This window comes from Pseudonocardia phyllosphaerae (assembly GCF_046546475.1).
In the GTDB taxonomy this organism is placed as follows: Bacteria; Actinomycetota; Actinomycetes; order Mycobacteriales; family Pseudonocardiaceae; genus Pseudonocardia; species Pseudonocardia phyllosphaerae.
Genome location: NZ_JBKGXS010000004.1, coordinates 1 through 22,185, shown reverse-complemented (window position 1 = coordinate 22,185; position 22,185 = coordinate 1). Strand labels below are relative to the sequence as shown.

Sequence of the window (22,185 nt, the reverse complement as noted above, 5' to 3'; positions counted from 1 at the left end):
GCTCACGGTGTGGCCGAGGATCACGACGTACGCACCCTGACCGACCCCGCCGAGCTGCGTGCGGCGGCCGAGCTGTTCCGGCACACCCTGCACGTCGGGCCGATGCCCGACGCGGCCTGGGAGCGGCACGGTCCCGCCGACGACGAGCACACGCTCGGTGTGTTCACCACCGGCGGCGAGCTCGCCGGGACCGCGTACTCGTTCCCGTCCCGGCTCACCGTGCCCGGGGGAGCGCGGATCCCGGCGGCCGCGGTGTCCGGCGTCGGCGTCCGCGCCGACCGCACCCGGGAGGGACGGCTCGGGGCCCTGATGTGGGCACAGCTGTCCGCGGCCGCCGGGCGTGGCGACGCCGCGGCGATGCTGCGGGCCAGCGAGACCGCCATCTACGAGCGCTACGGCTACGGCATCGCCAGCCGCAGCGACGAGGTCGCGGTGCGCGCGCATCCGCAGTGGCGGCCAGAGGCGCCCGGCGGCGGGACCGTGCGGATGGTCGGCGCCGATGACGAGCTGGGCCCGGTCGCCGCACTGCACGAGCGCCTGGCCGGACAGCGGCCCGGCGCGATCACCCGGACCCGGCGCTGGTGGCGGCGGGTGGCCACCCCGGCCGAGGGCGCCGACGCCTACCGCGGCGCGGCGGTGCACCTGCCCACCGGAAGCGAGCGCATCGACGACGGCTGCCTCGACGACGCCGACGGCCTGGTCGCCTGGGGGCTGACCGAGGCCCACCGGCCCGGCCGGCGCGACACCCTGCTCGTGCACGACCTGTGGGGCGCGACCCCGTCGGTGGTGACCGCGCTGTGGCGGTTCGTCACCGGCATCGACCTCATCGAGGGCGTCGTGGCCCGGCACCGGCCCCGCGACGAGAATCTCGACCTGGTGCTCGCCGACCCGCGCGCCGTGACCGTCACCTCCGGCGGCCGGGACGAACTGTGGCTGCGCATCCTCGACGTCCCCGCCGCCCTGGCCGCCCGCACCTGGGCCCCGGACGGGGAGATCGTGCTGCGGGTCCACGATCCGCTGTTCGACGACCGCTCCGGCACCTGGCGCCTCGGGCCGGACGGCCCGTCCCCGGCGGCCGGGGCGGTCCCGGACCTGGAGACCGGCGTGGCCGCGCTGGCGATGGCCTACCTGGGCGACCGGACGCCGTCGGAGCTGGTCGCAGCCGGGCGGTGGGCCGAGCACACCGACGGGGCCGCGCGGTGCGCGGACGCCCTGTTCGGCGTGCCCGGCCCGGTGCCGTGGTGCGGCACCATGTTCTAGCCGATCCCGGTTCCGGCCGATCCCGGTTCCGGCCGATCCCGGCTTCCCGCCGTGCCTCCCCACAGTGTCCGGCTCGTGCGGCCGCCGCGTCAGGCGGCGGCCGCAGCGGTCGCGGCGGCGACGTCGGCCATCAGCAGCTCGCGGGTGATCCCGGCGGCCGCCGCGGCTCCGGCGGCGATCGCGGCGGGGACCGTCGCCATCGGGTCGACGACGTTGCCCGCCAGGTACAGCCCGGGCACGTCGGTCTGCCCCTGCGGACCGGCCGGGACGGCGAGTCCCATCCCGAACGGCGCCTCGGCCGGGGCGACGCCGAGGTCGTCGAGGAACCCGGCGCGCGGCACGGCCCGCGGCGAGATCGTCAGCGCGTCGACCGGCCGGACGGTGCCCGACGCGAGGTGGACGCCGTCGTCGTCGTAGGCGGTGACCTCGCCGTCGACCACCTCGATGCCGCAGGCCGCGAACCCGGCCCACTGCTCGTCGTCGGGCTGCGGGCCGGTGTGCAGGAACAGGGTGACCCGGTCGGTCCAGCGCGTCACGATGTGCGCCTTGACCAGGTCGTGCGGGCCGGTGACCAGGACGCCGATGCGGGTGTCGCGGTGCTCCCAGGCGTGGCAGAACGGGCAGCCGAACACTTCGGCGCCCCAGCGCTGCGCGAGGCCGTCGATCGGCGGGAGCTCGTCGGTGAGGCCGGTGGTGACCAGCAGGGTCCGTCCGGTGTGCTCGGCGCCGTCGGCGGTGGACACCGCGAACCCGGGCGTTCCGGGATCGGTGCCGGGGTCGCGGACGGCGGTGACCCGGCCGTCGAGGATCTCGCCGCCGTAGCCGGTGACCTCGGCGCGGCCGATCCGGCCGATCTCGGCGGGCGGGAGGCCGTCGCGGGTGAGCCAGTTGTGCACGCCGCCGGCGGGGGCGTTGCGCGGGGTGCCGTCGTCGATGACCAGGACGCGCCAGCGGGCCCGGGACAGGACGAGGGCGGCGGACAGGCCTGCGGCGCCGCCACCGGCGACGATGACGTCGTAGGAGCTCATGGTGACGACACTGCCCCCGCACCATCCGGACTGGCAAAGTCTCTTGCCGGAACGGCAAACTGGCGGCATGACCGAGCCCGCCACCTCCTCGGCCGAAGCGATCGCGAGCACGCTGGCCGGGGTCGGCCCACGGCTGGCCGGGCTGCGCAGCGAGCGCGGGACGACGCTGGCCGAGCTGTCCGCGGCGACCGGGATCTCGGTGAGCACGCTGTCCCGGCTCGAGTCCGGCGGGCGCCGCCCGACGCTCGAGCTGCTGCTGCCGATCGCCGCCGCCCACCAGGTCCCGATCGACGAGCTGGTCGGTGCACCGCCGGTGGGGGACCCGCGGGTCCGGCTGCGCCCACGCCGCCACAACGGCATGACCGTCGTCCCGCTGACCCAGCGCCCCGGTGGGCTGCAGGCGTTCAAGATGCTCATCCCGTACCGCGGTGACACCCCGGACCTGCGGGTGCACGAGGGATACGAGTGGTTCTACGTCCTCGACGGCCGGCTGCGGCTCGTGCTCGGTGAGCACGACGTCGTGCTGGGCGCGGGGGAGGCCGCGGAGTTCGACACGCACGTGCCGCACTGGTTCGGCGCCGCCGATCCGGGGCGGGCGGTGGAGGTGCTGAGCCTGTTCGGGCCGCAGGGGGAGAAGATGCACACCCGGGCGGCGCCGGTGGGGCGGTGAGCGCGTGGCACGGATGCACGACGACGAGACCCCGGTCGACGACGAGCTGGTGCGCCGCCTGCTCCGCCGCTGCTTTCCGGCTCTGGCCGGTCTGCCCGTCCGGCGGCTCGACTCCGGCGGGACCACCAACGCGATCTTCCGTGTCGGGCGGGAGCTGAGCGCACGGCTGCCGCTGACCGCCGACGGCACCGGCGCGGTGCACCATGAGGCGCGCTGGCTGCCGGTGCTCGCCGATGCGTCCCCGGTCGCGGTCCCCGAGGTCGTCGCGCTCGGCGAGCCGGCAGAGGGATACCCCTTCGACTGGGCGCTGCACCGGTGGATCGAGGGTGACCCGCTGGTGGAGGGCACGGCTGCGACCCGAGCGGCGGTCCAGCTGGCCGCATTCATCCGGGCGCTGGGCCGGGTGAGCACCGCGGGCGCGCCTCCTGCGCACCGGGGCGGGCCGCTCGCCGACGCCGACGACGAGACCCGCGACGGGATCGAGCAGCTCCGGCGGACCGACGAGCCGTTCGATGCGGACGCGCTGCTCGCCGCCTGGGACGAGTGCCTGGCCGCGCCCGGGCCCGGCGACTCCGCGCACTGGATCCATTCCGACCTCATGCCGAGCAACCTGCTCAGCCGGGACGGCGGGCTCACCGCTGTCATCGACTTCGGGACGGCCGGGCTGGGCGACCCCGCCGTGGACCTGATCCCGGCGTGGAACCTGCTGCCCGCGCAAGCCCGTCCGTCGTTCCGGGAGGCTCTCGGACAACTCGGGACCGACGACGCGGCGTGGACCCGCGGGCGGGGATGGGCGCTGTCGATGGCGGTGATCCAGCTGCCGTACTACCGGCACACCAACGCCGTGATCTCCGGCAACGCCCGCTGGGTGATCCGGCAGGTCCTCGACGCTCCGACCGTGCGCTGAACGGCACGCTGCACCTGTTCGGCCCGTCCCGGCCCCACGCATCCCGGGGGAGCAGCTGTGCGCTCAGTCGAAGTAGTGCGGCACGTCCACCGGACCGCCCTGCGCGGCGAACTCCGCTTCCACCGCGGCGCGCAGCTCGGTGTCGCACAACAGGTCCGCGACGGTCTGCGCGAGCCCGGTGGCGCCGTCGAGCACCCCGCGGTCCCCGGACGCGCTGCCGGCGGCCTCGGCGAAGCCGGTGGTGTGCAGCGCCGTGCCCGGCTCGGCGATGCCGAGCATCGGGTGGATCGAGGGGATCCGCATCGAGATGTTGCCCAGGTCGGTCGAGCCGGTCTCTGACTCCGGGACGACACCGCGCGGGAACACCGTCCGGCCGCGGTCGGCCTGGTGCACCGCCCAGCGGGCGGCGAGGGTGGTGTTGTGCCGGATCGGCAGGTACGGCGGGCGCGGATCCCAGGTCAGCGTGTAGCCGCAGCCGGTCATCAGCGCGGCGCCGACGGCGATGCCCTCGACCCGCGCGGTGAGGTCACGCAGCGTCTCCGGGTCCTGGGAGCGCAGGTAGTAGCGGGACCCGGCCCGTTCCGGGACGACGTTGGGCACCTGGCCGCCGTCGGTGACGATGCCGTGCAGCCGGTCGGCGTCGGGCAGGTGCTGGCGCAGCATCGCGACACCCTGGTAGGCGAGCACCGCGGCGTCGAGGGCGTTGCGCCCCATGTGCGGCTGGGCGGCCGCGTGCGCGGCGACACCGTGGTAGACGACCTCGAGCTGGCGCCGCCCCAGGAACGGGTGGTCGGCGATGTCGTGAGCGAAGGGGTGCAGCATGACCGCGGCGTCGACGTCGTCGAACGCGCCGGCGCGGGCCATCGTCTCCTTCCCGCCGCCGCCCTCCTCGGCGGGTGTGCCGAGCAGCACCACGGTGCCGCTCACGCCCGACGTGCCGAGCACCTGCGCCAGCGCCAGGAACGCGCCGACCGCCGTCGAGCAGATGACGTTGTGCCCGCAGGCGTGCCCGATGCCGGGCAGCGCGTCGTACTCGGCGAGCACCGCGACCGTCGGGCCGCCGGAGCCGACACCCGCCCGCAGCGAGGTCTCCAGCCCGTAGCCGCCGATCTCGGAGGCGATCCCGTGCCGCTCCAGCAGCGCAGCCACCCGGGCGACGGAGTGCCGTTCCTCGAACGCGGTCTCCGGGTCGGCGTGCAGCGCATGCGAGAGCTCCAGCAGCTGCGGGCCGAGGTCGGCGACCGCGGTGGTCAGCGCGTCGCGTATCGCAGCCGGGGCGCCCGCGTACGGCGAGGTGATCGGCTCGGCGGCCGCGGCGCGGGCCGCGGTCCGCGCGGCGACCGCCTCGTCGTGGGCGGTGCTGGGCCGTTCGGGGTCGCGCTGCTGGGCGTGGTGGTGGTCGGGGCACGTCACGCCCCGATCCTGCCACCGCGCAGCGGCGGCTCAGCCGGACGCCGCGTCGAACGCCTTCCGCAGCCGCGCCACCGAGGACTCCAGCCCCCACCGCCGGGCCAGCTCGTCGAGACGCTCCGGGTCGGCCGGTGCGGCCGGCAGCGTGGTGTCGCGGTCGAGCTCGACGGGCGCGTCGGTCACCACCCGCACCACCCGCGGCGCCGCGTCGAGATAGCCCCGGGCGGCGGCGAGCTTCGCCCGCACCCCGGCCGCCATCCGGCGGTCCGAAGGGTCGTCCACCCCGGCGAGCAGCGCGGTCCAGTCGTCGTAGCGCCCGACCAGGGTGGCGGCGGTCTTCTCGCCCACCCCGGCGACACCGGGCAGGCCGTCGGAGGGGTCGCCACGCAGCATCGCCATGTCGGCGTAGGCGACTCCGGCGCGGTCACGGGGCAGCCCGTACTTGGCGGCGACCTCGTCGGGACCGCAGTTCTCGGCCTTGTTCAGCCCGCGTCCGATGTAGAGCAGCCGCACCGGCGCGACGCCCGGGCCGCCGTCGCGGACGATCTGCATGAGGTCGCGGTCCCCGGACACCCCCAGCACCGGGTCGGTGTCCTCGCGGTGGGCCAGGGTGCCGATGACGTCGTCGGCCTCGTGCCCGGCCGCGCCGCCGGTGGCGATCCCGGCCGCGGCCAGCACGTCGCCGATGATCGGCACCTGCGGGGCGAGTGTGTCGGGCACCTCCTCGGGGACACCGGCGGCGACCTCGTCGGCCTGCTGGGCCTCGACCACCCGGTGCGCCTTGTACGACGGCAGCGCCGCCACCCGGAACTCCGGTCGCCAGTCCAGGTCCAGGCAGGCCACCAGCCGCGCCGGGCGGTGCTCGGTGACCAGCCGGGAGATCATGTCGGTGAACCCGCGGACGGCGTTCACCGGCGTCCCGTCCGGTGCCGTGATGGACTCAGGGACACCGAAGTAGGCGCGGAAGTACATGCTGGCCGCGTCGAGCAGCAGCAGCGGGCGGTCGGTCATGGCCGGGAGTCTCGCAGGCCGGGCGGGCACGCGTGTCCGTACCCGGTTCGGCATGATGGCGGGGTGGACCAGATGCATCACACCGGGCAGGCACGCCCGGAACCGGTAGGCCACCCGGGTACGGACGCCACCGAGGACGAGTGGGCGGCCGACCGCGCGCGCTTCGCCGCCGCCGGGGTCGACGAGGCGGGCCCGCTGGCCCACGAGTTCGCCGACCTCACCGCCGCGCTGCTCGGGACCGACTCCGTCGCCGAGGCGCTGGAGCGCATCGCCGACGCGGCGCGGCGCGTCGTCCCGGCCACCGACCTCGTCAGCATCACCCTGTGCGACGACGACGGCCGCTTCCACACCCCGATCGAGACGGGCCCGGCCGCGTCGACGATCGACGAGGCGCAGTACGCCAGCGGCCGCGGACCGTGCGTCGACGCCGCCCGCGCCGACGGGCCGGCGATCGCGGTGTCCGAGGACCTGCGCACCGACGGCCGCTGGCCCGAGTTCGCCGCCGAGGCGGCCCGGCACGGCTACCTGTCGGTGCTGGCCGCGTCGCTGGTGCAGGAGGACCTGCCGTCGCGGCGCCCCGGCGCGCTGAACGTCTATGCCGCAGGCACCGACGCGTTCACCGCAGCCGACCGGGACCGGCTGCTGCTGCTGGCCACGCACGCGTCGCTGGCGCTGCGGGCCTGCGGCGCCGTGTCCGCCGCGGAGCTGCAGGAGACCCAGCTGCGCCGCGCCGTCGCCTCCCGCGACGTCATCGGCCAGGCCAAGGGCATCCTCATGGCCCGCCGCGGGCTCACCGCGGACGAGGCGTTCGACGTGCTGCGCCGCACCTCCCAGGACCTCAACGTGAAGCTCGTCGAGCTGGCCGGGACGCTCAGCGCGAACCCGACCGCGCTCGACCGCACCGACTGACGCCACATCGCCGGGCGGGGTTCGCCCGCGGGCGCCGCCGGAATACGCTGCGACCCATGACCGACCGCGTCGCCACCGAGCTGCTCGCCGACCGGCTCCGCCGGGCGGGCGAGCAGGCCGCCGAGCAGGGCACGGACGTGCTCTTCCTGACCCCGGGCACCGACCTGCGCTACCTCACCGGGTTCGACGGGTCCTCGCACGAGCGCCTCACCTGCCTCGTCGTCCCCGCCGCCGGGCACCGCGCCCCGCCCGCGCTCGTCGTCCCCGCGCTGGAGGCGCCCGGCTTCGCCGACGTCCCGCTCGACGACCTGGGCATCGAGCTCGTCACCTGGGTCGACGGCGAGGACCCGTACCTGCTGGTCAGCGACCTGGCCGGCGGCCCGACCCGGATGGCCGTCGACGACGACATGCAGGCCCGCCACGTCCTCGGCCTGCGCGCGGCGTTCCCGGACGTCCCGCAGACCCTCGGCGGGCCGATCCTGCGCGAGCTGCGGATGCGCAAGGACCCCGGCGAGATCGCCCGGCTGCGCGCCGCCGGGCAGGCCATCGACCGCGTGCACGCCCGGATGGGCGAGTTCCTGCGCGCCGGGCGCACCGAGGCCGAGGTCGGCGCGGACATCACCGAGGCGATCCTGGCCGAGGGCCACGCCGAGGCCGCGTTCGTGATCGTCGGGTCCGGCCCGAACGGCGCCAGCCCGCACCACGACGTGTCCGACCGCGTGATCCAGGAGGGCGACGTCGTCGTGATCGACATCGGTGGCCCGCTGCCGGACGGCTACAACTCCGACTGCACCCGCACCTACGTGATCGGCGAGCCCGGCCCGGAGGTGAAGGAGACCTACGCGGTGCTGCAGCAGGCGCAGGAGGCCGCCGTCGCCGCGGTGCGCCCCGGCGCGACCGCCGCCGACATCGACCGCGCCGCCCGCGAGCACATCGCCGCCGCCGGGCACGGCGAGCACTTCATCCACCGCACCGGGCACGGCATCGGGCTCGACGTGCACGAGGAGCCCTACATCGTCGACGGCAACGACCTCGTCCTGCACGAGGGCATGGCGTTCTCCGTCGAGCCGGGCATCTACCAGGCCGGCAAGTGGGGCGCGCGGATCGAGGACATCGTCGTGGTGACCGCGGACGGCGCGGAGCGGCTGAACAACAACCCTCACGACCTGGTCGTCCTGTAAGGGGACCCGTCCTGCTGGAGACCCCCCTCCGGGGAACCCGGAGGGGGGTCCCGGGCGTTCCCCGGAGGCGACGCCGTCCACCCGCTGCCAGGGTGGACGGCGTAGGAGCACCACCCCGCCCGAGGAGGAACACCATGACCGTCCAGCAGCAACCGCCCGGTGCACTCGTCCGCCCCCGCAACGGGACGGTGATCGCCGGGGTGTGCGCCGGTCTGGCCGACCGCTTCGGCATGGGCCGCAACACCGTGCGGATCCTGTTCCTGCTGTCGTGCCTGCTCCCGGGGCCACAGTTCGTGATCTACCTCGTGATGTGGCTGATCATGCCGAAGGCGCAGTTCTGATCCCGCTCCCGAGCACGCCCACCCGGGTGTGACCGTCGTCGCGGGGGCCCGGTGCCCCCGCGGGGCGGCCGCCCTGGCATGATGTCCCGCGTGATCGACCCGACGACCGCCACCGCGCACCTCGCCGTGCGCGCGTGTCGCTGCTGTCGTCCGGGTCCGTGCCCGCGCGGCTGAGCACGCTTCTTCTCTCGCCTCCCGCGTCGTCAGGCACCGGACCCGCACGGTCCCCGTCCCTCCTCGCGGAAGCGATCACGTGGCTACCACCGACCTCACCGGCGAGACCGTTCTCGCCCTGCACGCCCACCCCGACGACGAGTCGATCTTCACCGGGCTGACCCTGCGCCGCCTCGCCGACGCAGGCGCCCGCGTCGTCCTGGTCCTCGCCACCGGCGGTGACCTGGGCGGATCCCGCCTGCCGCTGGCCTCCGGCGAGACCGTTGTCGACCGCCGCCGCCACGAGCTGGAGTCCGCCGCCGAGCTGCTCGGGGTGTCCCGGCTGGTGCTGCTCGGGCACCGCGACTCCGGACTGCCCGGCGGCCCCGGCACCACCCACCCCGACGCGCTCGCCGGCGCCGACCCGGTCGTGCTGGGCCGCACCCTGGCCGAGCTCGTCGACGCCGAGGGCGCAGGCACTGTCATCCACGACGACGACGCCGGCATCTACGGCCACCCCGACCACCGCGCCTCGCACGCCGCGGGCGCCATCGCGACGTCGCTGACCGGGGCCACCGGCTACCGGATGACCGTGGACCGGGAGCACTTGGCGCTCGCCGCGCGCGACCGGCACCTGATCCACGGCGCCGCCCGCGCCGCCGGCGTCGGGTTCGGGCGGGTCACCGCGGAGATCCCGGTCGCGGTCACCGGCTCGGCGACGGACCTGGCCGTGAAGCGGGCGGCGATGCTCGCACACGCCAGCCAGATCGCCCCGGACGCCGTCCCGGAGGCCGGGTTCGCCGACGCCTACGGCTACGAGTGGTTCCTGCGCGGCTCGCACGCCCCGACCGGCCCGGGTGTGCTGGACCGGCTCGGCAACGCGCACCTGCTCACCGGGCCGGTCGCGCACACCGGAAACTAGTCGCGCACCGGGAACTGGTCGGGCAGCGGGACCTGGTCGGGCAACAGAGCCGTGCAGGACACGAGGCCGCCCTCCGGGGCGGTGACCACGACCTGCGCGCCGTAGGCACTGCTCATCGCCTCCCCGGTCAGCACCTCGGCGACCGGGCCGGCGGCGTAGGACCCGTCGGGCTGCAGCAGCACCGCGCGCGACGCCACCCGGAACGCGTGCTCGGGCCGGTGCGAGGTGAACACCACCGACACCCCCTCCGCGGCGAGGTCCCGGATGCAGGTGAGCACCCGCACCTCGTTGCCCAGGTCCAGGTCGGCGGTGGGCTCGTCCATCATCAGCACACCGGGCTCCTGGGCCAGGGCGCGGGCGATGAGCACCATCTGGCGCTGCCCGCCGGACAGCTCGGACACCGAGCGGTCGGCGAGGTGGGCGATACCCAGCCGGTCCAGGCAGGACCGGGCGATCTCGGCGTCGCGGGCGCCGGGTACGGGCCGCCAGCCCAGCGACGCGGTCCGCCCGAGCAGCACGACGTCGAGCACCCGGTGGGCGAACGGGTCGTCGCCGCCCTGCGGGACGTAGGCCAGCCGCCGTGCGCGTTCCCGCCGGGACAGCGCGGCGAGGGGCTCCCCGCCGACCTCGACGGTGCCGTTCCGGGCCGGGAGCAGCCCGAGCAGGGTCTTGAACAGCGTCGTCTTCCCGACGCCGTTGCGGCCGAGCAGCGCCACGACCTCACCCGGCGCGACGCCGACGGTGATCCCGGACAGCACGGTGCGCGAGCCGTACCCGCACGCGAGGTCCCTCGCAGCCAGCGCAGGCGGTGCCGGGGCCATCAGATCCACCCCTGCCGTCGTCCCAGGGCCAGCAGGTACAGGAACCCGGGCGCGCCCAGCAGCGCCGTCAGCACCCCGAGCGGGATCTCCACCCCGGACGCCGACCGACTCACTGTGTCCACCACCAGCAGGAACAGCGCCCCCAGCAGCGCCGACACCGGCAGCGCGACGCGGTTGTCCGCGCCGACCAGGATCCGCGCCAGGTGCGGCACGAGCAGCCCCACCCAGCCGACGATGCCGGCGACCGACACCGCGACCGCGGTCAGCAGCGTCGCCGCGGCGATCGTCACCAGCCGCACCGTGCGGACGTCGACGCCCATCGTGGCGGCCTGCTCGTCGCCGAACGCCAGTGCCGTGAGCCGCCAGCGCAGTGCCATCAGCGCCACCCCGCCGACGACGAACACCGCGGCCAGCCACGCGACGTCGTGCGGCCGGACCGCGGACAACCCGCCGAGCAGCCAGAACGTGATCTGCGGGAGCTTGTCCTCCGGGTCGCCGACGTACTTGACCAGCGAGATCACCGCCGAGCACAGGCTCGCGACGACCATGCCGGTCAGGATCAGCGTGAGGATCGAGCCACGGCGGTCGATCATCCGGTCCACGACCAGCGCGGCGAGCACCGCGAGCAGCCCGCCGAGGAAGGCGAACGCCTGGGTGCCTGCGACGCCGAGCCCGAACAGCAGTGCCAGCGACGCGCCCATCCCGGCGCCGCCGGACGCGCCGAGGACGTCGGGGGAGACCATCGGGTTGCGGAACACCGCCTGGAACGCCGACCCGGCCAGCGCCAGCACCGCGCCGACGAGCAGCGCGGCGCCGATCCGGACGAGGCGGACGTCGTAGAACACCTGGGCGTCGGCCGGGTGCGCACCGGGCGCGACGATCGTCTGCAGGATCGCCGGGACGCCGAGCGGGTAGCGGCCCAGCGTGGCCGACAGGATCGCGCCGACGACGAGCAGGACGACCAGCACCGCGGACACCAGTACCGCCCGCCGGTGGCGGGTGTCCGGTGCCGCGGATCCGGCGGCGGTCGCGTCCGTCGCGGCGTCCACCGCGCCGGACGCGCCGGTCGGGGCGGAGCGGCTCACGGCTGCCGGGCCTGCAGGATCTTGTCGGCCTGCTCGGGGGAGAGCGGGTAGTTCAGGAACCGCTGGTAGAACTCGCGCGTGGTGGCGTTCATGTCGATGTCGCGGAACAGCTCCGGGTGCAGCGTCTTCGCGGCCCACTGGACCTGCAGCGCACCCTCGGCGGAGTAGCGGTCCCAGAAGAACGCGCCGACCGGGTTCAGCACGAGCTTCTTGTTCTGCACGGCCTTGAGCCGGGCGTAGGCCGGGTCGGCGAGCATGTCGCGCACCGCGCGGTTCGGGTCCTTCGGGTCGACCAGGGTGTTGGAGCCCAGGATGATCAGATCCGGGTTCCAGGCGAGCACCTGCTCGATCCCGACGGTCTTGTTGTTGCCCTTCACCGTCGCCGCGTTGCGCCCACCGGCGGCCCGGATCCACTGGTCGATGATCGTGTCGGTGCCGTCGACGATCAGCGGGTTGAGCGAGGTGATGTGCAGGACGCTCGGGCGCTTCGCGTCGGGCAGGGACTTCGTCCTGCCCTGGACCTTCGCCAGGCTCCGGTCGAGGTAGGCGTTGAAGTCCGTCGCACGCTGCGGGGCGTCCCCGCCGAGGGCCTCCCCGGTGGTGGTCACCATCTTCTTCAGGCCCGGGTAGTCCTTGAAGTTCATCTGCATCGTGGGGACGCCGATGTCGCCCAGCGACGAGGACAGCTGCGCGTTGTCCGGGGTGAACACCAGGTCGGGGTGCTGGGCCAGCAGCCCCTCGACGTCGGCGGAGCTGTTGGTGAACACCGTCGGTGCGTCGTGCATGTGCGGGTTCACGACGTACTGCCACGGGGTCGTGGTCGGCTTGAGCACCGTGGCCACGATCCGGTCGCCGGCGCCGAGCATCGTCACGACCTCGTTGTGCGCCGGCCAGGCGTCCGCGATCCGCGCCGGGCGCTCCGGCACCTGCACCGTGGTGCCCGCGGTGTCGGTGACCGGGCGGGTCGGCCCGGCGGGCGGGGCGGAGGAGCCGCAGGCGGTCAGGCCCACGGTGAGGACGGCAAGGGTCGCGATGGCCGGCAATGAACGACGTGCGAGGAGCTTCACGTCCGCCCATGTTGCCGCAGCTGCGGTCTCCAAATCCAATTCTTACGCGTGATTGCGACGTTCATCGCGTCACCGACGGCGCACATGCGGATACAGCGCAGGTGTCGGCGTTCAGGGGGCGTTCAGGCCGGGCGGGCTAGGCTGAGAAGCTTCATCGGCTCGGTCGGCAGCACGGTCGGCGGCACGGAAGGACGACCATGGCGCACCCCGCGGGATCCGTCCTGATCGTCGTCCCCACCTACGACGAGCGGGACAACCTCGGCCCCCTGCTCGCGCGGATCCACGACGCGCTGCCCGGCGCCGACGTCCTCGTCGTCGACGACGCGAGCCCGGACGGCACCGGGGAGCTGGCCGACGCCTGCGCCGCCGCCGACGACCGGGTGCACGTGCTGCACCGGCCCGGGAAGGAGGGCCTCGGCGCGGCCTACCTGGACGGGTTCCGGTTCGCACTGCGCGAGCGCTACGGCGTGGTCGTCGAGATGGACGCCGACGGCTCGCACGCCCCCGAGGAGCTGCCCGGGATGCTCGACGCGCTCGCGCACACCGACGTCGTCCTCGGGTCCCGGTACGTGCCAGGCGGCCGGGTCGTGAACTGGCCGTGGCACCGCGCGGCGCTGTCCCGCGGCGGCAACGTGTACTCCCGGCTCGCGCTCGGGGTCCCGATGCGCGACGTCACCGGCGGGTTCCGGATGTTCCGCCGCGAGGTCCTGGAGGCCCTGCACCTGGACAGCGTCGCCTCGCAGGGCTACTGCTTCCAGGTCGACATGGCGTGGCGGGCGGTACGCGCCGGGTTCCGGGTGCGCGAGGTGCCGATCACCTTCACCGAGCGCGAGCACGGCTCGTCGAAGATGAACGGCGCGATCGTCGCCGAGGCGCTGTGGCGGGTGACGCTGTGGGGGCTGGGCTACCGGCTGCGCCGCGCCGGGCCGCCGTACGGCGAGCCGCCCGCGGCCCGGCCGACGGCCGATCCGGCCGACCCGGCCCCGGGTCCCGCGCACCGCTGACCCCCGGCCCGTTCCGACCCACCGGCCCCGAACAGAACGGAAGCCGGGACCCCCGCGAGGGGATCCCGGCTTCCGTGACGTGCGTGTGCCCGGGTCAGGCGATCTCGGCGCGACGCTCCCGCAGCAGCTCGAGCCGCTCGTTGAGCAGCTCCTCCAGCTCGGCGACGGAGCGGCGCTCCAGGAGCATGTCCCAGTGCGTGCGCGGCGGCTTGGCCTTCTTGCCCTCCGGCTCCACCCCGTCGACGCGGCGGCCGACACCACCCTGGGGGGACTCCCAGGTGGCCGGCGGCTCGGCGTCGTTGGCGAACGGCACCTCGAACTCGTGGCCGGACTCGGACACATAACGGACCATCTGCCGCGGCGCCAGGTCGTGGTTGCGGTCGGTCTCGTAGCTGACAGCCCCGAGCCGGCTGCCACGCAGAACGCGGTCGGCCATGCGTCGTCACCCTCCTTGCTCAGTGTCGAGGCGGCGGCACCTCGACAGTTACGTCGCCGCCACCGGGTGTAACGTTCGTGGAGCTACGCTCATTCCCGATGGCAGGGCACACGTGAACTCCCGGTAGTACCCGGGGGTAACCCAGCGTGTGCCCGATGTGCCAGAGTGCCCTATCCGGCCCCTTTACACACGCCAATGTGACGTGTCAGCCGTCTGTGACGCTGATCACGGGGCGTTAGCGCACTGTTCACGCCGGGGTTCGTGTCCCGGCACCCGCGACACCGTTCATGCAGGTGAGACCGGGGATGCGGGTCTCTCCGCGGCGGGCTGTGCGGGGGAGCGGACCGGCAGCAGCGCCACCAGCCCCGCGACGAGCACGAGCACGATCCCGACCGTCCCGGCCCGGTCCGAGGCGAACAACCAGGTGAACAACCCGATCAACGCGGGCGCGACGAACGAGACCGCGCGGCCGGTCGTGGCGTAGAGACCGAACAGTTGGCCCTCCTGGCCGTCCGGGCACGCCCGCAGCAGGAACGACCGCGACGACGCCTGCACCGGCCCCACGAACAGCCCCAGCCCCAGGCCGAACACCCAGAACAGCGTCGGCCCGGAGACGACCAGCAGCACCACGGCGACGACGATCAGCCCGACCAGCGAGGCGACGACGACCGTCTTCGAGCCCAGCCGGTCGTCGAGCCTGCCCCCCGCGAGCGCTCCGATCGCGGCGACGACGTTCACCGCGACCCCGAACACCAGCACCTGCCCGGGCGCGAGCCCGTAGACGGTGACGGCGAGGACCCCGCCGAAGGAGAAGATCGCGTTCACCGCGTCCCGGTAGAGCGCGCTGGCACCCAGGAAGTACAGCGTGTGCCGGTCGGAGCGGTACAGCTCGCGCAGCTGCGCGAACAGCGCCCGGTACGCCCCGGCGACACCCAGCTTCGGCGCACCGGGCACCGCGGGCGGGGTCTCCGGCACGACCAGGAACATCGGCACCGCGAACACCGCGAACCACACCGCCGCGACCAGCACCGAGATCCGCACGTCCAGCCCGCCGGCGCTCGGGACGCCGAGCAGGCCGCCGTCGCCGGAGAGGAACAGCAGGTACACCGCCAGCAGCAGCACGATCCCGCCGACGTAGCCCAGTGCCCAGCCGAAGCCGGACACCCAGCCGACCGTGCGCGGCGTCGACACCTGCGCCATCAGGGCGTAGTAGGAGACGTAGGCCAGCTCGACGAAGATCGACGCCAGGCCCAGCAGCAGCAGACCCAGCCACAGGTAGGACCAGTCGTCGCGCACCCAGAACATGCCGACCATGCAGACGACGACCAGCGCCGTCCACACCCCGGTGGCGCGCAGCCGCCGGCCGCGGCGGTCCGCACTCTGCCCGATCACCGGGGCCAGCACCGCGATCAGCAGCCCGGCCGCGGCGGTCGACCAGGCGAGCCAGCTGTTCGCGCTCACCGGGCCGGGCAGGTCCTTGCCGACCGAGCCGGTCAGGTACACCGAGAACACGAACGTCAGAGCGATGTGCTGGAACCCGGACGAGCCCCAGTCCCACAGGCCCCACGCCCACACGCGGGAACGGGGCGGCGCGGTCACGGCGTCGGTCACCGGGCGAGCGTATCGCCACGCTCCGGCACCGGACCTCCGTAGCTCTACCGCGGGCCCTACCGCGCCCAGGGCGTGCCGGGGCGCGCGGAGACGACCTCCAGCAGCAGGTCCGGGCGGTCGGAGAGCAGGCCGTCGACGCCGTCGTCGAGCAGGCGGTGCATGTCCGCGACGGCGTCGACGGTCCACACGTGCACCTCGCGGCCGAGGCCGTGGGCGGCGGCGACGAACCGCGGATCCGCCGCGACCGGGATCGGCCCGTGCGTGGGCGGGACCTGCGCGAACACCCCGGACGGGGCAGGCAGCAGTGCCGACGGCACACCCCAGGCCCTGGCGCGCAGCGCGGTGATCGCGAGCGCGCCCATCGAGGTGCAGAGCTTCTCGCCTGCCGCGTCGCGGGCGCGCTGCAGCCGCCGCCCGGAGAACGAGCCCAGGCACACCCGGTCGAAGTCGCCGCCCTCGTCGAGCACGCCGAGGGTGGGCAGCACGGCGGAGTCGGACTTGAGCTCGATCGTCACCCGGATCCCGGGGATCGCGGCGAGAGCGTCGGCCAGGCGCGGCAGCGGCTCGTTGCGGGCGGTGCCGGTGACCAGGACGGTGTCCAGCTCGGCCGCGGTGCGGTCGGCGATCGCGCCCGTCGCGTCGGTGGTGCGGTCCAGCGTGGGGTCGTGGTGCACGAACGGGACACCGTCGGCGCTGGTGTGCACGTCCATCTCGACGTAGCCGAGGCCGTGGTCGGCGGCCGCGACGAACGCGGCGACGGTGTTCTCGCAGCCGGTGAGCTCGCCGAGGTGCCAGCCGCGGTGGGCGTAGGCGCGCGGGTACGGGCCGTCGAGATAGGGGTGCGGCACGCCGGTCAGCCTGGCACCTCGCCGATGACGCCACCACGGGGCAGGCGGAAACCCTCGGTGTCCAGCAGGGGACGCATCAGGTCGCCGTGGGCCTCCAGGCGCGCGGGCAGGTCGTCGAGGGTGAACACCAGGTCCCCGGGCTCGCGGGCGCCCTCGACCTCGTCCCAGGTCAGCGGGGTCGCGACGGTCGGGCGCTCCCGCCCGCGCAGCGAGTACGACGCGATCGTGGTCTTGGCCGGGTTGTTCTGGCTCCAGTCGACGAAGACCTTCCCGCGGCGCCGGGCCCGGGTCATCACGGCGATGACCTGCTTCGGGTGCTCGGCGGCGAGCCGTTCGGCGACCTCCCGGGCGAACTCCGCGGTCCGCTCCGGCTCGGTCACCCGCACCGGCAGGTAGAGCTGCATGCCCTTCCCGCCCGACGTCGAGGGGTACACCGGCAGGCCGTGCCCGGCGAGCAGGTCGCGCACCTGCACCGCGACGCGGGCGCAGTCGAGCACGTCGGTGCCCTCGCCCGGGTCGAGGTCGAACACCACCCGGTCCGGCGGGTGGCGGCCGTCGCGCGGACCGAGGCGCCACTGCGGCACGTGCAGCTCCAGGGCGGCGAGGTTGGCCGCCCAGGCCAGGCCCTCGTCGTCGGAGATGACCGGGAAGTCCGCTGACTCCGAGCGCCCGCCGGGGGTGCCGACGCGGGCGGTGCGCAACCAGGTCGGCGCGTGCCGGGACACGTTCTTCTCGAAGAACGACGGCCCGTCGACCCCGTCCGGCCAGCGTTTGAGGGTGACCGGGCGGCCGTCGAGGTGCGGGAGCATCGCCTCGGCGACGGCCAGGTAGTAGCCCAGGACCTGCGCCTTCGTCGTCCCCGTCGCCGGGTAGAGCACCTTGTCCGGGTTGCTGAGCGTCGCTCGGCCGAGGCCGTCGCGGCGCGGCGGGACGGTCGTGCCGGCGCCGCGCACGTCGATCTCCTGCCAGTCGTCGTCGGGGCCGCCGCGGTAGGGCGAGCCGTCCCGGACCGCGACGACACCGGGCAGCCCCTGGGCACGGACGGCGTCGAGCAGCGTCGCCCCGGCGTTCGGGTACAGCGGCGCGATCCGGCGGTGCGGGCCCTCGACCGGCAGCGCTTCCAGCAGCGCGCGGCGCTCGCCGAGGCCCAGGTCCCGGACGTCGCGCCCGCCGGTGTGCAGCACGTCGGCGACCCACAGCTCGCCGCGGACGGTCAGCTCGGCGTCGAGCAGGTGCCCGCCGGCGCCCAGGGCGGGGCCGAGCCCACGCAGCCCGGACGGCAGCTCCAGCGGGTCCCCGGGTGCGCCACCGGCGTCGACGGGGTGCAGCGTGGCGCGACCGCCGTCGGAGCGGACCAGCACGCGGCGGCCGCCGAAGCGGGGGCGGACCCGCCAGCCGTCATCGGAAGGGAGGGCGCCGGCACGGACCGGGACGGTCAGGCGCGGGTCACGGGGGAGCGGTGTGTGCGCCTCGTCCGGAGTGCCGAGGTCCGGCTGTTCGCGGGTGCGGCGCAGCAGCCAGCGGTCGGCGCGTTCCGCGGGACGGTGCAGCAGGACGAAGCGGCCGCGGGCCCGGTCGCCGTGCAGCACGACGGCGACCTCCCGGTCCGACCACTTCTCGGTGTCATAACGACCGGCATCCCAGATCGACATCGTGCCGCCGCCGTACTCGCCGCGGGGGATGGTGCCGTGGAAGTCGAGATACTCCAGCGGATGGTCCTCGGTGCGCACCGCCATCCGCACGGTCTCCGGATCGGTCGGCAGTCCCTTGGGCACCGCCCAGGACGCCAGGACGCCGTCACGTTCCAGGCGCAGGTCCCAGTGCAGCGCCGTCGCATGGTGCTCCTGGATCACGAAGCGGTCGCCGGTCCTGCCCGCCGCGGCGTCGTCCTCCGGGACGGGCTCGGGCGTGCGCCGACGGTCGCGCTTGCGGCGGTACTCGTCGAGGGGCACGCGCCGAGCCTAGTGAAGGGGACCGACAACGACCGGGCTCCCGTTATGACAGTACGGACGTGTCCGGCCCGGCTCGACGTGCGGGCGCGGGGAACCGAAGATATGTTCGAACCATGACCAATGATCACAGCGCGGAGAACCACAACACGGACAGCGCCGACCCGACCGCCGGCGCCGAGAAGGATCCGGCGAACTGGACCACCGGCGACGAGCCCATGACAGGTCCGCAGCGCTCGTATCTGGAGACGCTGCTGCAGCAGGCCGGACAGGACGCGCCGGAGAACCTGGACGCGATGAGCAAGGCCGAGGCGTCGCGGCGCATCGACGAGCTGCAGGACGCGACCGGCCGCGGGCAGTGAACGAAGGACGGCGGAACGAAGGACGGCGGGACGAGGCCTCGGGAAGACCCCTCCCGCCGTCCGGCTCGGCGTTATCCGTTGAGCCGATAATGCACGTTATGACAAAACCAGTCTGCGCTCCACCTGCGCGATGCCGGATGAGACGACCTCTGTCGCACCGGACGGCCGCAGTGTTCGGCGTCCGATGGATGTCCACGCCGGATGCGCCGCCCAGACTGGACGCATGAACCTGGACGTTGTCGTGGGAGCCGGCGTGATCGGGGCGTCGATCGCGCTCGAGCTCGCCCGGTCCGGTCGGCAGGTGCTCGTCGTCGACAAGGCGGGGGCCGTGGGGTACGGCTCGACGAGCTCGTCGAGCGCAGTCGTGCGGTTCAACTTCTCCACCCGAGCCGGCGTCGCGACGGCCTGGGAGTCGCAGCACTGCTGGCAGCACTGGGGCGAGCACCTCGGTTGCGACGTCGGCGAACTGGTCCGTTACGAGCGCTGCGGGCTCGCCATGCTCGACGTGGAGCTCGCTCCCCGCGCGGCGTACGTGAACCTGTTCGACGAGGTCGGCGTGCCCTACGAGGAGTGGGACAGCGCCACCCTGCGCCGCCGGATCCCGGGCATCGACGCCGGCCGGTACTGGCCGCCCCGGTGCATCGACGACGACCGGTTCTGGGACGGGCCGACGGGTGAGCTGGGTGCGGTGTACACACCGGACGCCGGATACGTCGGCGACCCGCAGCTCGCCGCGGAGAACCTGGCCGCGGCCGCGGCCCACCACGGCGCGCGGTTCCGCCTGCGCACCGCCGTGGTCGGGATCGACACCGCCGACGGGCGCGTCACCGGTGTCCGGCTCGACGACGGCAGCACCGTCGGCTGTCGTACCGTCGTCAACGCGACCGGGCCCTGGTCCGGAGCACTCAACCGGCTGGCCGGTGTCGGCTCGGACTTCACGGTCGGCGTGCGCCCGTTGCGTCAGGAGGTCGCACACGCCACCGCGCCGGACGGCTACGCCCCGGCCGGCTCACCCGGCATCAGCATCGCCGACATGGACCTCGGTACCTACATGCGCGGCGAGGTCGGAGGCGGTCTGCTGGTCGGGGGTACCGAACCCGAGTGCGACACCTTGGACTGGCTCGAGGATCCCGACGAAACACACCCCTACCCCACCGCGGCCGTGTTCGACGCGCAGGTGACCCGGGCGGCGCGGCGCCTGACCGAGCTGGCCGTCCCGAGCCGGCCCCGCGGCGTGGTGGGCGTCTACGACGTCGCCGACGACTGGACCCCGATCTACGACCGCACCGAGCTGGACGGCTACTACGTCGCGATCGGCACGAGCGGCAACCAGTTCAAGAACGCCCCGCTGGCCGGCGGGTTCCTGGCCGCCATCGTCGAACAGGTCGAGGGTGGACGCGACCACGACGCCGATCCGGTGCAGTTCCGGTGCGGGCACACCGGCCAGACGATCGATCTCGGCGCGTTCTCCCGACGCCGCAAGGTCGACACCGGGACGTCGGGCACCGTGATGGGCTAGAGACGTGATGGGCTGGGGAGATGCGACTGAACGGCGAGAGCACACAGCTCAGGATCGGTGCCGGTAGGCCATGGCGAGAGCACGCAGCTTGAGCCCCAGGTGCAGCGTCAGGCAGTCGTCCCCGCGGCTCAGCCGGTAGCCGGTGTGCGTCTCGATGCGCTTGAGCCGGTGGTAGAGCGTCGCTCGGTGGACGCACAGCAGCTCGGCGGTGCTCCGGACGTCGCCCGCGTGGTCGAAGTACGCCTCGAGCGTCTCGATCAGCACGCCGTGCGGATCGTGCCGCTCCAGTGCGGCCAGCGCGGGCACCTGCGACGCGAGCAGGAGGTCGTCGACGGGGAGCTTGAGCAGCACCTCGTACGGGCCCAGCTCGCCCCACCGGGCCACCGGGCCGATCGCGGGGACGAGCAGGGCGGCACGGGCGGCCAGGAACGCGTGCCGGTGGGAGTCCACCACGGACTCGAGCTCCTCGACGGCGGAGCCGACGCCGATCACCACCTGCGCCCCGTCCCCGGCCAGCGACCGGAACCGGGCGAGGATCCGGTCGCTGATGGGGTCGACCGGCACCTCGCCCGGCCGTACGGAGTGGAGGATCCACGCTCTCGACCGATTCGCCACGGTGAGGGCGACGTCGTCGCCGGCGCGCACACCCTCCTCGACGGCGGACTCGAGCGCGACGGCCGACGCGTCGTCGCCACCCTCGACCTGGACGCCCATGACGCGGAACGACGTCCGGCGCTCGGGAAACAGGTTCTCCGCACGCAGGTCCTCGGCAGCCTGGACGCGGGCCGCACGGTCGGAGGAGACCAGCTCCCGCAGGATCGCCTCGTGGCGCGCCTGGGAACGCTCGTGCAGGATCAGCCGCCGGTAGAGCACGACCCCGGCCCTCGCGGCGGCGTCCTCGGTCGAGGCGATCTGGTCCGGGGCGAGCGTGGCAGCGGTGTCGATCAGCCACAGGTAGCCCAGCAGAAGACCGTTGCAGCGCACCGGAGCGCACAGCCTGGGCAGTGAGTTCTCGGCCGGGATGACCACGTGTCCCGGCCGCGTCCAGGTCGCGATGCCGTGCCCGAGCACCTCCTCGGTGAGGTCGGGGCTCACCGACCTGTTGAGGACCGAGGTCACCCGTACCGGGTCCTCGTCCCCGAAATGTCGGCTCGCGGCCAGCAGGCGGATTGCCGGATCGTCGATCGCGACCGAGCGCTGGAGCCGCTGGGCGAGCTCGTCGACGATCTCCTGCAGACCGTCGTCCGTCATCGGCGCGATCCTCCCGTCCACGTCGGCACGATCATCGTGCCGGTTCGTCCGAGGTCTCCTCCCGGGTCTCAGAACCCGGCCGCCACGCCCTCGCGGCGCGGTCCGGTACAGCCGTGCAGGACACCGTCATCGGAGCGCCAGCTCATCTGGTAGGTGCCCATGTGGTAGTCGTAGGCGGGCAACGGATTGAGCAGCACCCCCAGCCGGGCGAGGCCGTCGGCCACCCCGGGGCGCACCCGGCTCTCGATCGAGATCGTGTGATCGTCGGCGTAGGGCAGGCAGCGCGGCGCGTCGTCGGCGTCGTAGGGATCCATCCCGAAGTCGAGGATGTTGGACAGCACCTGCGGCACGGTGCAGTACACGTTGCCCGGCGACCCGAGCGCGAGCCACGGGGTCCCCTCGCGCAGCACCATCGTGTTGGACAGGACCGAGCGCAGACG

Annotated in this window: 22 protein-coding genes; 10 read left to right on the top strand and 12 right to left on the bottom strand. The window is 74.1% G+C overall.

The window, feature by feature from the left end; genetic code table 11:
* Positions 1 to 9 precede the first annotated feature (9 nt).
* Positions 10 to 1,260, top strand: a complete 1,251-nt coding sequence (locus ACLE50_RS10605; protein WP_410943287.1) for a GNAT family N-acetyltransferase — start codon at positions 10 to 12, stop codon at positions 1,258 to 1,260.
* Between the two features lie 89 nt (positions 1,261 to 1,349).
* Here the strand turns inward: ACLE50_RS10605 and ACLE50_RS10600 are convergent, their stop codons facing one another.
* Complete coding sequence (locus ACLE50_RS10600; protein ID WP_410943286.1) at positions 1,350 to 2,288, bottom strand: NAD(P)/FAD-dependent oxidoreductase; 939 nt, start codon at positions 2,286 to 2,288, stop codon at positions 1,350 to 1,352.
* A gap of 67 nt (positions 2,289 to 2,355) precedes the next feature.
* On the opposite strand from ACLE50_RS10600, the gene ACLE50_RS10595 reads away from it, so the two are divergent.
* Entirely contained in the window at positions 2,356 to 2,958 is a 603-nt protein-coding gene (locus ACLE50_RS10595; RefSeq protein WP_410943285.1) for a helix-turn-helix domain-containing protein, read from the top strand.
* Positions 2,959 to 2,971: 13 nt separating this feature from the next.
* Positions 2,972 to 3,865: an aminoglycoside phosphotransferase family protein gene (locus ACLE50_RS10590; protein ID WP_410943567.1), complete on the top strand. Its 894-nt coding sequence runs from the start codon at positions 2,972 to 2,974 to the stop codon at positions 3,863 to 3,865.
* A gap of 63 nt (positions 3,866 to 3,928) precedes the next feature.
* Here the strand turns inward: ACLE50_RS10590 and ACLE50_RS10585 are convergent, their stop codons facing one another.
* Entirely contained in the window at positions 3,929 to 5,278 is a 1,350-nt protein-coding gene (locus ACLE50_RS10585; protein ID WP_410943284.1) for a M20 family metallopeptidase, read from the bottom strand.
* A gap of 30 nt (positions 5,279 to 5,308) precedes the next feature.
* Positions 5,309 to 6,286 (bottom strand): 5'-3' exonuclease, encoded by a 978-nt coding sequence (locus ACLE50_RS10580; RefSeq protein ID WP_410943283.1) that lies wholly within the window; start codon positions 6,284 to 6,286, stop codon positions 5,309 to 5,311.
* Positions 6,287 to 6,358: 72 nt separating this feature from the next.
* Here ACLE50_RS10580 and ACLE50_RS10575 point away from each other — a divergent pair, with 72 nt between their 5' ends.
* The 4 genes from ACLE50_RS10575 to ACLE50_RS10560 all read left to right on the top strand — a co-directional run bounded on the left by ACLE50_RS10575 (position 6,359) and on the right by ACLE50_RS10560 (position 9,792).
* Positions 6,359 to 7,195: a GAF and ANTAR domain-containing protein gene (locus ACLE50_RS10575; protein WP_410943566.1), complete on the top strand. Its 837-nt coding sequence runs from the start codon at positions 6,359 to 6,361 to the stop codon at positions 7,193 to 7,195.
* A 56-nt stretch (positions 7,196 to 7,251) separates the two neighbouring features.
* The gene (locus tag ACLE50_RS10570; RefSeq protein ID WP_410943282.1) at positions 7,252 to 8,376 is read left to right on the top strand and encodes a M24 family metallopeptidase; all 1,125 of its coding nucleotides are present in this window, start codon (positions 7,252 to 7,254) and stop codon (positions 8,374 to 8,376) included.
* A gap of 134 nt (positions 8,377 to 8,510) precedes the next feature.
* A complete protein-coding gene (locus ACLE50_RS10565; RefSeq protein ID WP_410943281.1) occupies positions 8,511 to 8,717 on the top strand; it encodes a PspC domain-containing protein in 207 nt (68 codons plus the stop codon).
* A 253-nt stretch (positions 8,718 to 8,970) separates the two neighbouring features.
* Positions 8,971 to 9,792 carry a PIG-L deacetylase family protein gene (locus ACLE50_RS10560; RefSeq protein WP_410943280.1) on the top strand — a complete coding sequence of 274 codons (822 nt, stop codon included), beginning with the start codon at positions 8,971 to 8,973 and terminating at the stop codon, positions 9,790 to 9,792.
* Here ACLE50_RS10560 and ACLE50_RS10555 read toward each other — a convergent pair.
* Genes ACLE50_RS10555 through ACLE50_RS10545 form a run of 3 tightly spaced genes read right to left on the bottom strand, consistent with a single transcriptional unit; the run spans position 9,789 to position 12,765 of the window.
* Positions 9,789 to 10,613, bottom strand: a complete 825-nt coding sequence (locus ACLE50_RS10555) for an ABC transporter ATP-binding protein (RefSeq protein WP_410943279.1) — start codon at positions 10,611 to 10,613, stop codon at positions 9,789 to 9,791. The genes ACLE50_RS10560 and ACLE50_RS10555 overlap by 4 nt on opposite strands.
* The gene (locus tag ACLE50_RS10550; protein ID WP_410943278.1) at positions 10,613 to 11,698 is read right to left on the bottom strand and encodes a FecCD family ABC transporter permease; all 1,086 of its coding nucleotides are present in this window, start codon (positions 11,696 to 11,698) and stop codon (positions 10,613 to 10,615) included. The genes ACLE50_RS10555 and ACLE50_RS10550 overlap by 1 nt, the downstream gene beginning before the upstream one ends.
* Positions 11,695 to 12,765, bottom strand: coding sequence for an ABC transporter substrate-binding protein (locus ACLE50_RS10545; RefSeq protein ID WP_410943277.1), 1,071 nt, complete (start codon positions 12,763 to 12,765; stop codon positions 11,695 to 11,697). The genes ACLE50_RS10550 and ACLE50_RS10545 overlap by 4 nt, the downstream gene beginning before the upstream one ends.
* A gap of 197 nt (positions 12,766 to 12,962) precedes the next feature.
* Here ACLE50_RS10545 and ACLE50_RS10540 point away from each other — a divergent pair, with 197 nt between their 5' ends.
* Entirely contained in the window at positions 12,963 to 13,769 is an 807-nt protein-coding gene (locus tag ACLE50_RS10540) for a polyprenol monophosphomannose synthase (RefSeq protein ID WP_410943276.1), read from the top strand.
* Between the two features lie 94 nt (positions 13,770 to 13,863).
* Here the strand turns inward: ACLE50_RS10540 and ACLE50_RS10535 are convergent, their stop codons facing one another.
* The 4 genes from ACLE50_RS10535 to ligD form a co-directional block, all read right to left on the bottom strand.
* Positions 13,864 to 14,205, bottom strand: coding sequence for an RNA polymerase-binding protein RbpA (locus ACLE50_RS10535; RefSeq protein WP_410943275.1), 342 nt, complete (start codon positions 14,203 to 14,205; stop codon positions 13,864 to 13,866).
* A gap of 285 nt (positions 14,206 to 14,490) precedes the next feature.
* Positions 14,491 to 15,816 carry an MFS transporter gene (locus ACLE50_RS10530; RefSeq protein ID WP_410943274.1) on the bottom strand — a complete coding sequence of 442 codons (1,326 nt, stop codon included), beginning with the start codon at positions 15,814 to 15,816 and terminating at the stop codon, positions 14,491 to 14,493.
* 56 nt (positions 15,817 to 15,872) lie between these two features.
* Positions 15,873 to 16,664, bottom strand: coding sequence for a glycerophosphodiester phosphodiesterase family protein (locus ACLE50_RS10525; RefSeq protein ID WP_410943273.1), 792 nt, complete (start codon positions 16,662 to 16,664; stop codon positions 15,873 to 15,875).
* 5 nt (positions 16,665 to 16,669) lie between these two features.
* Positions 16,670 to 18,616 (bottom strand): non-homologous end-joining DNA ligase, encoded by a 1,947-nt coding sequence (gene ligD, locus ACLE50_RS10520; protein ID WP_410943272.1) that lies wholly within the window; start codon positions 18,614 to 18,616, stop codon positions 16,670 to 16,672.
* A 113-nt stretch (positions 18,617 to 18,729) separates the two neighbouring features.
* Between ligD and ACLE50_RS10515 the strand changes: the two genes are divergently transcribed.
* Positions 18,730 to 18,975 carry a DUF3072 domain-containing protein gene (locus tag ACLE50_RS10515; RefSeq protein WP_410943271.1) on the top strand — a complete coding sequence of 82 codons (246 nt, stop codon included), beginning with the start codon at positions 18,730 to 18,732 and terminating at the stop codon, positions 18,973 to 18,975.
* A 223-nt stretch (positions 18,976 to 19,198) separates the two neighbouring features.
* Positions 19,199 to 20,494, top strand: a complete 1,296-nt coding sequence (locus tag ACLE50_RS10510) for an NAD(P)/FAD-dependent oxidoreductase (protein WP_410943270.1) — start codon at positions 19,199 to 19,201, stop codon at positions 20,492 to 20,494.
* A 48-nt stretch (positions 20,495 to 20,542) separates the two neighbouring features.
* Here the strand turns inward: ACLE50_RS10510 and ACLE50_RS10505 are convergent, their stop codons facing one another.
* The gene (locus tag ACLE50_RS10505; RefSeq protein ID WP_410943269.1) at positions 20,543 to 21,745 is read right to left on the bottom strand and encodes a PucR family transcriptional regulator; all 1,203 of its coding nucleotides are present in this window, start codon (positions 21,743 to 21,745) and stop codon (positions 20,543 to 20,545) included.
* A gap of 68 nt (positions 21,746 to 21,813) precedes the next feature.
* Positions 21,814 to 22,185, bottom strand: a 372-nt coding sequence (locus tag ACLE50_RS10500) for a gamma-glutamyltransferase (RefSeq protein WP_410943268.1), incomplete at its 5' end; no start/stop codon positions are given.

What these genes read in the sequence shown, in the direction of transcription:
- ACLE50_RS10575 (WP_410943566.1), top strand. Translation starts at nt 6,359, where the DNA reads ATGCATCACACCGGGCAGGCACGCCCGGAACCGGTAGGCCACCCGGGT.
- ACLE50_RS10595 (WP_410943285.1), top strand. Translation starts at nt 2,356, where the DNA reads ATGACCGAGCCCGCCACCTCCTCGGCCGAAGCGATCGCGAGCACGCTG.
- ACLE50_RS10565 (WP_410943281.1), top strand. Translation starts at nt 8,511, where the DNA reads ATGACCGTCCAGCAGCAACCGCCCGGTGCACTCGTCCGCCCCCGCAAC.
- ACLE50_RS10590 (WP_410943567.1), top strand. Translation starts at nt 2,972, where the DNA reads ATGCACGACGACGAGACCCCGGTCGACGACGAGCTGGTGCGCCGCCTG.
- ACLE50_RS10580 (WP_410943283.1), bottom strand. Translation starts at nt 6,286, where the DNA reads ATGACCGACCGCCCGCTGCTGCTGCTCGACGCGGCCAGCATGTACTTC.
- ACLE50_RS10555 (WP_410943279.1), bottom strand. Translation starts at nt 10,613, where the DNA reads ATGGCCCCGGCACCGCCTGCGCTGGCTGCGAGGGACCTCGCGTGCGGG.
- ACLE50_RS10540 (WP_410943276.1), top strand. Translation starts at nt 12,963, where the DNA reads ATGGCGCACCCCGCGGGATCCGTCCTGATCGTCGTCCCCACCTACGAC.
- ACLE50_RS10535 (WP_410943275.1), bottom strand. Translation starts at nt 14,205, where the DNA reads ATGGCCGACCGCGTTCTGCGTGGCAGCCGGCTCGGGGCTGTCAGCTAC.
- ACLE50_RS10505 (WP_410943269.1), bottom strand. Translation starts at nt 21,745, where the DNA reads ATGACGGACGACGGTCTGCAGGAGATCGTCGACGAGCTCGCCCAGCGG.
- ACLE50_RS10570 (WP_410943282.1), top strand. Translation starts at nt 7,252, where the DNA reads ATGACCGACCGCGTCGCCACCGAGCTGCTCGCCGACCGGCTCCGCCGG.
- ACLE50_RS10515 (WP_410943271.1), top strand. Translation starts at nt 18,730, where the DNA reads ATGACCAATGATCACAGCGCGGAGAACCACAACACGGACAGCGCCGAC.
- ACLE50_RS10600 (WP_410943286.1), bottom strand. Translation starts at nt 2,288, where the DNA reads ATGAGCTCCTACGACGTCATCGTCGCCGGTGGCGGCGCCGCAGGCCTG.
- ACLE50_RS10510 (WP_410943270.1), top strand. Translation starts at nt 19,199, where the DNA reads ATGAACCTGGACGTTGTCGTGGGAGCCGGCGTGATCGGGGCGTCGATC.